Source organism: Streptomyces hygroscopicus subsp. hygroscopicus, assembly GCF_030269125.1.
Taxonomy (GTDB): domain Bacteria; phylum Actinomycetota; class Actinomycetes; order Streptomycetales; family Streptomycetaceae; genus Streptomyces; species Streptomyces hygroscopicus_C.
Window position 1 is genome coordinate 1,046,298 of sequence record NZ_BSSM01000001.1, and the last position, 10,947, is coordinate 1,057,244.

Genomic DNA, 10,947 nt, shown 5'->3' on the forward strand with positions numbered 1-10,947 from the left:
TTGGGCTTCGCTGCGGTGCGCGGTCCCCGAATCCGACCTCGCCCGTTGTGTGGGCGCGTAGCCGAAGGGAGGAACGTGACCTTCGGATTCGCCTCGTCCCCGGCGGCCTCGTTGTCGACGCCCACCTCTTCCGCCAGCCGCGTGCTGGAGCCGGCGGAGTGGGCCGCCGCCGGGATCCCGCTGCTGCGCAATCCCCGCGAGGTCGTCAGCGGACTGCACGCCCGGCATCGTCCGCGGCCGTCCACGGCGGTCGTGGCCGTGCTCGACCCGGACGAACGGCTGTGCGCCAGCGCGTCGTTCACCCGTCGGTCCGCCGCCCCGGCGGACGGCTGGATGTTCCGGAACGCGCTGCTGTCCCAGCTGCGCCGGGTCATACCGCACGACCTGCGCCGCCGTACTCCGGTGCGAACCGCCGTCCTGCTCTACTGCCGCGAGGGCGACGCGCGTTGGACCGAGGAGGACGGGGCGTGGATGTGGGGGCTGCGTGACGCCTGCACGCTGCACGGTCTGCGGTGTGGGGCGTACATCACCCTGACCCATGACGGCTGGCAGGTGCTGGGCGAGGGGCGCGGTGGACGTCGGCCCAACGCGCACTCGGAGCCGGAGCCGTTCGCCACGGCGGATGCTCCGCCGCCCGCGCCGCGGACCGGGGGGCCGGTCTCCGAGGTGCTGCGTCGGGCGGCGGCGCGCTGAGGGTCGGCGCCGATGCCGACCACACGCCGCCCGAGGCGTCCAGGCGCTGTCCGGGTGCCTCCCTGAAGGGAGTGGCACCCAGCGCCCGCCCTCCCCCACGCTCGGCTTCGCTCGCCCGTCGGGGCTCCCGGCACCCGGGGGTACCGCCAGGTCCCAGGCGCCCGAGGCACCGAGGCACCGAGGCACCGAGGCACCGAGGGACGCGCTACCCGCCCGCGGCCGGGGCGACCGGTGCGCGGCGCCCGGCAGGCATGCCGGGGCGCCGACCGGCACGCCGAAGGGCGCACCGTGCGGTGCCCCCTCGGGCGGCTGCCGGTACCCGGTGCCCGGTGTCCGGTCAGACGCCCGCGGCCAGGGCCGAGTTGATCTGCTGCGGGTCTCCGCAGACGATCAGCAGGGCTTCGGCGCGCGTGTTGGCCAGCGGCAGGACGGTGGCGGCGGAGTCGGGGCCTCCGTTGAGGGCCACGACGACCACCGGACGGGACCCGGCACGGGCGGCGATGGCGGCGTCCGTGTAGAAGACGTCGTCACCGGCGTCGTGCTGCGCCCAGTAGGCGGCTTCGCCGAAGGACAGCTCGTGCTCGGCCCACGGGTGCTGGGCACCAGTGGTGATCACGAGCACGTCGCCGGGGGCGCGGCCCGAGTCCAGCAGCAGGTCGACGGCCTCCTCGGCGGCGTCGATCGCACCCTCGGCCGAGGCCGGGATCAGCTGGATCTGCGGACCGCCCGCGGGGGCGGTGTCAGTGGCCGGGCCGGAGGGGCCGGGCTTGGCCGGAGCCACGTCACGCGGTGTGCGCTGCACCGGCGGCGTAGGCCGCTGAGGGCCGGGACGACCGGGGCGGGGCGGCGCCGCGGGACGGGGGCCGGGTACGGGGCGAGGGGTCGGCGCGGTGCGGCCGCTGGCCGGCGTGACGCGGGGACCCTGGGCACTCTCGTGAATCTGAGGCTCCTCGGGAATGAGAGGCATGAGCTGATTTTTATCAAACGTTGAAGTGGCGCTGATGACGGGGTGGCACATCAGTGCGATCGGAACCGTCAGAAGTCGAAGCCGAGCTGACCCTCGATTTCCGGAACGCTTCCGTCCGCCCAGTTGCGGGCCTTCTTGAGATGCCGCCACTGGGGCAGCGCATCAAGATACGCCCACGACAAACGGTGGTGCGGGGTGGGGCCCCGCTCTTCCAGTGCGGCCTTGTGCACGGGCGACGGATACCCGGCGTTGTCCGCAAACCCGAAGTCTGCATGGTCGACAGCCAGTTCGGCCATCATTTTGTCGCGCTGAACCTTCGCGATCACCGAGGCCGCCGCGACGGCGACGCACGAGCGATCGCCCTTGATCACCGTACGCACCCGCCAGGGGGCGCCGAGATAGTCGTGTTTCCCGTCGAGGATCACGGCGTCGGGGCGGACCGGCAGGGCGTCCAGGGCGCGGACGGCGGCGAGCCGCAGCGCGGCCGTCATCCCCATGTCGTCGATCTCCTCGGGGGAAGCATGCCCCAGCGCGTAGGCCGTCACCCACGCCCGCAGGATCTCGTCCAGCGCGGTGCGCCGCTTGACGGTCAGCAGCTTGGAGTCGGTCAGACCCGCGGGCGGCTGGCGCAGTCCGGTGATCGCCGCGCAGACGGTGACGGGGCCGGCCCAGGCGCCGCGCCCCACCTCGTCGACACCGGCGATGACCCTCGCTCCGGTCGTGGCACGCAGGGAGCGCTCGACGGTGTGGGTGGGAGGTTCGTACGGCATGGCGCCCTTAGGTTACGCCGCCGGGGGCACCGGCCGACACCCCGGTCGCCCTCACGGCGGCGGGAGCGCCGGCCTACCGGTCCCCGTACCGGAACCGGGGCCCTCTGATTTGCGAGCACACATCGGCCGGCAAGGTCGCCGGTCGCTCGCGAGGCGCGCGGAAGAAGAGCCACCGGTCGCGCCCGACCGCCCCCAACCCCTTCACCTCGCACACGGATTGCCTCGGAGGCAAGTCCTCGCCGATCGCGCCTGCCCCATCGGTCCCGCACCCGAGCCCCGCCAGGGGGTCGCACCCGCGAATCACACGGCGTCCTCCGGGGCGCGTGTCCGATCCGCTTCCCTCAGCCTCGTGATCTCGTCCCTGATCGGTTGCAGCACCTCGTCCAGTTCCGCACGGCTGAAGCGCGGCGTGATGTGCTGGTGGCAGTTCCAGCTGAGGCCCTCGACGGTGATGGTGACGAGCCGTTCCAGGCGGCCGTCGGTGCGCGGCCGGGCAAGGCGGCCGGCGAGTGCGGGCGCCTCGTCGGCGTCCTGCCAGCGCGCCCGGCCGAAGAGTTTCAGCCGGGCCCGGTAGGCGTAGTCCATCAGGAAGAGGGCGACCCTGTCGTCGTGCCGCAGGTTGCCCGTGGTGATGAACTGCCGGTTGCCGCCGACGTCGGCGAAGGCGAGCGTGTGCTCGTCCAGGACGTGGAGGAAACCGGGCGGGCCCCCGCGGTGCTGGATGTAGGGCCAGCCGGTCTCGCTGACGGTGGCCATGTAGAAGCTGTCGCGTTCGGCGATGAACTGCTGCTCCACCGGCCCCAGGGGGTCGGGCTCGTCGGGTCCGTCCAGTTGCCGCAGCATCGCGTGGGCGCTGCCGTTGCGTTCCTGGACGCCCCTGACCGAGTCGGTGTAGGCGATGCGGGCGAAGCGGGTCATGGGCGCGTCTCCGTTACCTTCGGCCTCCGTCCGGCCTGCGTGCCGCTCAGTGCCCGGACTGGAGGAGGAGTTTGCCGGTGGTGGTGCCGGACTGGAGGTCGGCGTGTGCCTCGGCGGCCCGGTCGAAGCCGTACCGGCCGCCGATCGCGGTCTTCAGCACGCCCTCGCGCAGCCAGCGGAAGACGTCGGCGGCGCGTGCGGTCAGCTCCTCGGGGTCGGAGGCGTGGTCGACGAGGGTGGGACGGGTGAGGAACAGCGAGCCGCGGGGCGCGAGGGACTGCGGGTCGAACGGCGGTACGGGCCCGGAGGCGGCGCCGACCAGGACGAACGTGCCGCGCGGCCGCAGCGCGGCGAGCCCCGCCTCGAAGGTGTCCCTGCCGATGCCGTCGTAGACGACGTCCGCTCCCCTGCCGTCGGTGTGGTCGAGGACCCGCCGGGTCAGCTCGTCGGGCTCGCCGCCGCGGACGATGACGTGGTGGGCGCCGGCCGCCTCGGCCGCGGCCGCCTTGGCGGGCGCGGAGACGGTGCCGATGACGCGGGCGCCGCGCCGGACCAGCAGTCGTACCAGATGCTGTCCGAGGCCGCCGGCCGCGGAGTGGACGAGCGCGGTCTCCCCCGGGGCCGCCCGGTAGGTGGAGGTCGTCAGATAGTGGGCGGTCAGGCCCTGGAGCATGGTCGCGGCGGCGTCGGCGTCCGGGATGTCGTCGGGGACGCGCACCGCGGCCCCGGCGGGGACCGCCACGAGTTCGGCGTAGGAGGCGGGGGCCGCGCACCAGGCGACGCGGTCGCCGGGCCGGAAACCCGTGACGTCGGCGCCGGTGGCGAGGACGGTGCCGGCGCCCTCGCTGCCCGGGACGAAGGGGGCCCGCAGCGCGGCGCGGCCCTCGCGTTCGTAGACGTCCTTGTAGTTGATCCCGGCGGCGGTGAGGCGGACCAGCAGCTCGCCGGGGCCCGGCCGCGGGTCGGGGCGGTCGGTCTCGGTCAGGACGTCGGGGCCGCCGTGCCGCTCGGCCACTACTGCGCGCATGGGAACACTCCTCGCTGATGGGGATCTGTATGCGGAGACGAAGGGGATGGGATGGGTCTGGGGGTGCGGAGCCGGAGGGGACCGGGTCGCGGACGAGGGGCGGGGCCGCGCCGTCGGGAGTCCGTCCGGCACGGCCCCGCTGGGTCTGGGGCGGGTCAAGCGGTCTCCTTGCGCGGCACGTACCGGATGCTGAGGGCGATGATGGCGAAGAAGCAGACGGCCACCAGGACGGCACTCAGGCGCATGCCGAGCAGGGTGTCGTGCATGCCGATCAGGGATCCGAGCAGCGCCACGCCCATCGCCATGCCGACCTGGCGGGCGGTGTTGAGGACGCCGGAGCCGAGGCCGGCGTAGGCCGGGTCGATGGCCAGCAGCGCGGCGGCGTTCAGGCTCGGCGAGAACACACCGCAGCCGAGGCCGGTCAGGCCGGTGCCGATGGCGAACAGCGGCCAGGTGCTCTGGTCGGTGACGCCGAGCAGCAGGGCGCTGCCGATGAAGGAGGACAGCGCGCCGGTCCACAGCAGGAACCGCGGACCGCGGTGCACGAGGCGGCGGTTGAGGACGATGGTGCCGAAGACCCAGGCGATCCCGAAGGGCAGGAAGTACATGCCGGTCTTCTCGGCGCTGAGGCCCCACTGCTGCTGGAGGTAGATGGCGAGCATGAACTGCAGTCCGTAGCCGCCGAACTGGAAGGCGAAGCCGTTGGTGATGGAGGCGGAGAAGGCGGAGCGGCGGAAGACGGCCAGCGGCAGCATCGGGTGCTTCGAGCGGGACTCGACGGCGACGAAGGTGATGGCGGTGAGGACCGCGACGGCCAGCAGGAGCAGCGGAACCGGGGCGAGCCAGCCCAGCGAGCCGCCCTCGATGAGGTAGGCGACGATCGCGGAGAGGGCGATGATGCCGGTCAGCTGGCCGGGCAGGTCGGCGGCGCGGGACTCGCGGCGGGGGGTCTCGCCGGCGTAGCGCTGGGCGAGGTAGAGGGTGACCAGGCCGACGGGCACGTTGATGAGGAAGATCGAGCGCCAGCCGAGCAGTTCGGTCAGGGCGCCGCCGCCGAGCGGGCCGGCGACGAGGGCGAGTCCGCCGGTGGCGCCCCAGACGGTGATGGCCTTGGCGCGCTCGAGCGGGTCGGGGTAGGTGCGGGCGATGATGGCCAGCGTGGTGGGCAGCAGACCGCCGGCCGCGATGCCCTGCAGGAAGCGGGCCGCCACCAGGACGGTCAGGTCGGGACTGACCGCGCACAGCAGGGACGCGGCGGTGAACGCGGCGAGCGAGGAGACGAACAGCCGGCGCGCGCCCCAGCGGTCGCTGATGCTGCCCGCCGTGAGCAGGACGCTGGCCAGCGGGATGGTGTAGATGGTGACGACCCACTGGAGGGCGGCCATCGAGCCGTGGACGTCCCGTTCGATGGCGGGCAGGGCGATGTTCAGCGCGCTGCCGTCCAGAAGGATCATGAAGAAGCCGAGGCAGACGGCGGCGAGGGCGAGCGCGGTGTGACGCGCGCCGCGCACGGGGGCGGCGGCCGGCGGGGCGGGTGTGGGCGCGGCTATCGGCTGCCGCGCCGTGCTCGTCGGCGAGTCGGGGACGGTGGTCATGAGGGGAACCTTCTTTCGGTCGCGGTGCGGTGGCGGGGTCCGGCGAGCGTGCCGGCGCGACGGCCGGAGGCGGCGCCGGGCGGGGGCGTGCCGACGCGACGGCCGGAGATGACCCCGCGCGGGGGCGTGCCGGTGCGACGGTCGAGGGCGGTGCCGAACGGCGGGGTGGTGCGACGGCCCAAGGCGGTGCCGGGCGAGCGGGAGGTGCGGCGGCGGGACGCGGCGCCGCGCGGGCGGCGGGTCGTACGGTTCAGGCTCTGAGCCGGTCCAGGGCGCTCTTCGCGGCCTCGGTCGCGCGGCGGAACGCCGCCTGGTCCTGCTGGGCGCGGGCGATCACGTAACCGCCCTGGACGGTGGCGATGACGAGCGAGGCCATGGCCTCGGGGTCGGTGTCGGCGCGCAGTTCGCCGGTGCGCACGCCCTCGGCGAGCACGTCGGCGATGCGCTGCCGCAGCCAGGTGAAGAACTCGGCGACGGGGCCGCGCAGTCGGTCGTCGGCGACGACGTCGGGGTCCTGGACGAGCCGGCCGACGCGGCAGCCGGCGAGCGGGTTGCGTTCCATGTCGAGGTAGGCACCGAGGCGTTCCAGCGCCGTCGTGCCGCTGCCGAGCGCCGCCTCGGTGGCGAGGCGCAGCTGCCCCGCCGAGTGCCGGATGGCGGTGACGGCCAGGTCGGCCTTGCCGGAGAAGTGGTGGTACATGCTCCCCTGTCCGGCACGGGAGCGCTTCTGGATCATCGCCGGGCTGGTCGCCGCGTAGCCGCGCTCCCACAGCAGCTCGGCAGCGGCCTCGACGAGGTGGTCCTTCGTCGGCTTCATGCGTTCCACTGTACATACTAGTAGGTACAGTGCGCAAGGCAGAGCCCCTGCCGATGACGACCGGCAGGGACTCGGGGCGGGACGGGGAGGGGCGCGACGGCAGAGGGCTACGCCGAGACGGGGCGTACGGGACGACACGGCCGCCGGGCGACCGGCTCAGGCCGCGCCGACCCGCACTCCCACCTCCTCCCGCAGCACCGGCAGAGCCACCTTCCCCGCGCTGTTGTACGGAATCCGCTCCACCTCGGTGACCCTCGCGGGGCCCGCGTACCGGCCGAGGACCTCGCCGACCCGGACCAGGGCGCGCTGCCGCAGCTCGGGCGCCAGGCCGGGCCGCAGCACCACCACCGCGACCGCTCCGGTGCCCGCGCCGTCCAGACCCGAGGTGACGCACACGTCGCGCACCGCCGGGTCCTCCTTGATGACGCCCTCGACCCGCACGACGTCGAGGCCCGGCTCGGCGCGCGCGGTGACGTAGAGCCTGCCGTCGTCGCCGAGATAGCCGTAGTCGCTGGTCAGGATGTGCCGGCGGCCGGCGATCTCGACGGTGTCCAGCGGCCGGTGCACGTACTCGTCCAGGGCGAACGCGCTGTCGATCGCGAGCAGCCCCACCCGGCCGACGGGCAGCTCGACGAGGGTGTCCGGGTCCAGCGCGCGCACCGTGACGCCCGGCATGAAGCGGCCCGCCGCGTACGGAGCCGCCGCCAGGTCGGCCGGGTCCGCGAGGGTGTTGATGCCGGTCTCGGTGGTCGCGTAGTACGCGTACAGCAGGTCGCCCAGGCGGTCCCGGGTCTGGTCGATGGTGCGCGGGCTGATGTGCCGGCCGCCGGTGAGCAGGAAGCGCAGCGCCGTCAGGTCGGCGTCCCGGTGTGTGGTGGTGGCGGCCTCCAGCAGCCTGTCGAGGAACGGCGGTACGAGGAAGGCGCCGGTCAGCCGCTCCTCGGCCAGCACCTCCACCGCCGCCTCGGGGTCCGGCGGGCCGAGCCGTACCGAGGCGCCGAGGGCCAGCGCGGCGCCGGCCCACACATGGCCGGAGGCGAAGGCGAGCGGCGAGGTGATGAGGAAGGAGTCGCCGGGGCCGAAGTCGAACCGGTCGCGCAGGAAGGCGACCCGCTGGTTCTCGGTGCGCTCGCGGCGGATGAACAGCTTCGGGGTGCCCGTCGTACCGCTGGTGAAGCCCAGTGCGCTGAACGGCGGTTGGACCCACGGTGCCGGCTGGTGCTCTCCCTCGGCGGCGGCCAGGTAGTGCGTGACCCTGGTGTCGAAGGCCGGGAACGCCACCAGGTCGAGCAGGACGGCGGTGTCGCCCCAGCGCGGCCAGAAGTCCCGCGGCAGGTTCGGCAGCGAGCTGTCCACCACGATGAACGTGGGCTCCACGGCGTCAAGTTGCTCGGCGATGGTGGCGCCGTCGCGTTCCGGGTCGACGCCCACCCAGGGGATGCCCAGCGAGGCCAGCGCGGCGGTCGCCACGACGACGCGGACGCTGTTGCCCGCGACCACCATCGCCCGGTTGGACTCGTCGGCGTCCAGCGAGCGGGTCAGCCAGGCCCGCACCGCCTCGACGCGGTCGGCCAGTTCGGTCCAGGTGAGGGCCTCGTCCCCGTCGCTGACCGCGACACGGTGCGGCGCGGCCCCGGCGTGCTGTCGTAGAGCATCGAGCGTGATCATTGCCGTCTCCTCGTCGGTGGGGTGTCAGCCGGCCAGCGGAACGGTCGCGCCGCGGCTCTCGTCGGCGCCGAGCCGGGCGAGCCGCGCCATGCCCTGGCGCAGGCAGGAACGGGCGATCGAGTCACCCTGGAGCAGCGTGCGGGAGTTGACGTGCGGGCGGGCGCCGATGGCGGTGACCCACTGCACCGACTCCACCGGCGGCCCGTAGCTGAAGCGGGCCGGGTGCGGGGTGCCGTCGCCGCGCACCACCTGGAACGTCGACTCGGTCACGTCCAGACCGCCGGTCTCGTATCCCGCCCCGTCGGCATCCGGGATGAAGTGCGCCCGGCACTCCCCCGCCGCGCGCAGCGAGGCGAGCAGCGGATCGGTGGCCCGGCGGACGTCGGTGAGCGGAAGGTGCGCCTCCACCAGGGCGGTGGCCCGCACCTCGGTGCCCGGCACGTCCGGTGAGGAGGCGCGGAAGACGCCGTCCTCGGCACTCACCCTCATCCGCGGGCCGAGCGGTTCGACCACCCCGGCCCGCACCAGCGCGAGCAGTTGCGCGACCCGGGTGGCGGGCGGGCCGCTGGCCGCGTAGTTGTTCAGGCCGCTGAACCAGCGGTCGATGTGGTCGCGGTACGACGCCCCGCTGATCCCCCGGTGGGAGATGACCGCCCGCACCTCCTCGCGCAGGTCGCGCATCACCGCGGCGGCGGCCTTCACCGCGCTGCGCTCCGGGCCGAGCCGGGATTGGCGCAGGTCCTCGGCGAGCCGGCCGGTGATCCAGTCGCGGAACGCCGCCTGGTCGGCGAAGCCGAGTCCGTCCGCCGGGCGGTCCAGGCGCTGCCAGTCGAACCGCAGCTCCGGATCGGGCACCAGTTCCTCGATGAGCCGCTCCATCCGGGGGCTGCCCCAGTCCAGGCCCGGGAACTCGGCCACCAGGCGGGCGTGCGCCTCGGGCGCGGTGTCCCTGAGCAGCGCCCGGTAGTACACCCAGGCGACCTCCTTGGCCACCAGCGGGAACAGGTCGCGCCGGAAGTCGGTGCGCCCGGTGCCGGCGCCGAGCCGCAGCTCGGCTATCTCGGTGGCCGTGATGAAGTCCGGCTTGTAGCGGGGCACGACCTCCTGCTTGATCTCCGCCCTGGCCCGGTACGGCATCCCGCGCCCGGAGCCCGCGTACATCACCGGTTCCTGGCCGCTGGGCAGATAGCGCAGGGTGTCGCCGTCGGTGACGAAGTGGCCGCCGCGGCCCTCGCTGAGCAGGATCATGTAGTCGTAGAAGTTGAGGCCGAGACCGCGCACGATGACCGGCTCGCCCGCCCGTACCCAGGACAGATCGGCCTCGGCGGGGCTGTCGGGGGCCACGTAGTGCAGACCGTGCCGGGCCGCGAAGTCGACGAGTTCCTGCTCCCGGGCCGTGGGCGCCACGTCGTAGTGGCCCTGCGCGAGCACCACCGCGTCGACGCGCAGCGGCAGGTCCTCGCCCTCCAGCCGCACTTCCTGCCGTCCGTCGGCGGACTCGGTGACCGACACCGCCCGCGTCCGGTGGACGCTGACGGACACCCCGGCCGGCGCCCGGTCGACGATGTGCCGGAACGCCCAGCCCAGGTACTCGCCCTGGAAGGCGCGGGAGGCGTACGACCACGCCTCCATCTGCGCGGCCTCGGCCTTCGCCTCGTCGCTGACGTCGGTCACCCGGCCGTCCGCGACCATCCGGGCCCACTGGTACTGGGTGGGGCCCGGGGTCAGCGGCCCGTCGCAGGTCACGGTCCGATCCGTGAAGACCGTGACATCGCCGGCGACGGTGTTCATCAGCAGCTCGCGCGGCTGGTCGAACTTCCACACCCGGCCGCCGCCGGCGGGGTAGGGATCCACGACGTGGACGTGGACGTCCTGGCCGGGGCTCAGCGACGGCGCGTTGGCGCAGACCCGTTCCAGTGCGACGGTGCCCCGGGGGCCGGCGCCGACGATGCAGATGTCGATGGTGCGAGTGGACATTCCGATCTCCCTGCGAAGTGTGGGACGACGGGGCTAGTTGAGGACGGTCCGGGTGTCGGTGCCGGTGAGGAGGGCGGTCAGGTCGCCCTTGCCGTGCCGGTCGGTCGCGGCGTCGAGCTGGGCGTTGAGGGCGGTGTCGTAGACGGGCCGTTCGACCGAGCGGAACACGCCGATCGGGGTGTGGTGCAGGGTGTCCGGGTCGGCGAGGCGGGAGAGGGCGAAGGCGGTGGTGGGGGAGGCGGCGTGGGCGTCGTGGACCAGGAGGTCGGCCTCGTTCTGCGGGGTCACGGTGACCACGTGGAGGTCGCCGGTCCGCGGGTCGCGTACGACGCCTCGGGAGCCGTCGGCCCCGAACCGGACGGGCTGTCCGTGCTCCAGGCGGATCAGCGCCTCCTCGGAGCGCTGTTTGTCCTTGAGGGTGTCGAAGGCGCCGTCGTTGAAGATGTTGCAGTTCTGGTAGATCTCGATCAGCGCGGTGCCCGGGTGGTCGGCGGCGGCGCGCAGGACCTCGGTGA

General features: G+C 73.7%; 9 protein-coding genes and 1 pseudogene. 1 reads left to right on the forward strand and 9 read right to left on the reverse strand.

Annotated elements, in window-relative coordinates:
- The first annotated feature begins 75 nt into the window (after positions 1–75).
- Positions 76–693, forward strand: coding sequence for a hypothetical protein (locus tag QSK45_RS04375; protein WP_285553317.1), 618 nt, complete (start codon positions 76–78; stop codon positions 691–693).
- A 337-nt stretch (positions 694–1,030) separates the two neighbouring features.
- Here QSK45_RS04375 and QSK45_RS04380 read toward each other — a convergent pair whose 3' ends face one another.
- The 9 genes and pseudogenes from QSK45_RS04380 to QSK45_RS04420 form a co-directional block, all read right to left on the reverse strand.
- Positions 1,031–1,660 (reverse strand): hypothetical protein, encoded by a 630-nt coding sequence (locus QSK45_RS04380; RefSeq protein WP_285553319.1) that lies wholly within the window; start codon positions 1,658–1,660, stop codon positions 1,031–1,033.
- A gap of 68 nt (positions 1,661–1,728) precedes the next feature.
- Complete coding sequence (rnhB, locus tag QSK45_RS04385; protein ID WP_285553322.1) at positions 1,729–2,430, reverse strand: ribonuclease HII; 702 nt, start codon at positions 2,428–2,430, stop codon at positions 1,729–1,731.
- A 300-nt stretch (positions 2,431–2,730) separates the two neighbouring features.
- Positions 2,731–3,348 (reverse strand): pyridoxamine 5'-phosphate oxidase family protein, encoded by a 618-nt coding sequence (locus tag QSK45_RS04390; RefSeq protein ID WP_285553324.1) that lies wholly within the window; start codon positions 3,346–3,348, stop codon positions 2,731–2,733.
- A 46-nt stretch (positions 3,349–3,394) separates the two neighbouring features.
- The gene (locus tag QSK45_RS04395) at positions 3,395–4,375 is read right to left on the reverse strand and encodes a quinone oxidoreductase family protein (protein ID WP_285553326.1); all 981 of its coding nucleotides are present in this window, start codon (positions 4,373–4,375) and stop codon (positions 3,395–3,397) included.
- Positions 4,376–4,530: 155 nt separating this feature from the next.
- On the reverse strand, positions 4,531–5,970 hold the full coding sequence (locus QSK45_RS04400) for an MFS transporter (RefSeq protein ID WP_285553329.1): 1,440 nt from the start codon (positions 5,968–5,970) through the stop codon (positions 4,531–4,533).
- Positions 5,971–6,220: 250 nt separating this feature from the next.
- Entirely contained in the window at positions 6,221–6,787 is a 567-nt protein-coding gene (locus QSK45_RS04405; RefSeq protein WP_285553330.1) for a TetR family transcriptional regulator C-terminal domain-containing protein, read from the reverse strand.
- A gap of 156 nt (positions 6,788–6,943) precedes the next feature.
- Positions 6,944–8,455, reverse strand: a complete 1,512-nt coding sequence (locus QSK45_RS04410; protein ID WP_285553332.1) for a class I adenylate-forming enzyme family protein — start codon at positions 8,453–8,455, stop codon at positions 6,944–6,946.
- Positions 8,456–8,479: 24 nt separating this feature from the next.
- Positions 8,480–10,432, reverse strand: a complete 1,953-nt coding sequence (locus QSK45_RS04415) for an FAD/NAD(P)-binding protein (RefSeq protein ID WP_285553334.1) — start codon at positions 10,430–10,432, stop codon at positions 8,480–8,482.
- Positions 10,433–10,465: 33 nt separating this feature from the next.
- A pseudogene (locus tag QSK45_RS04420) lies at positions 10,466–10,947 on the reverse strand (2-oxoacid:ferredoxin oxidoreductase subunit beta); the annotation flags it as partial.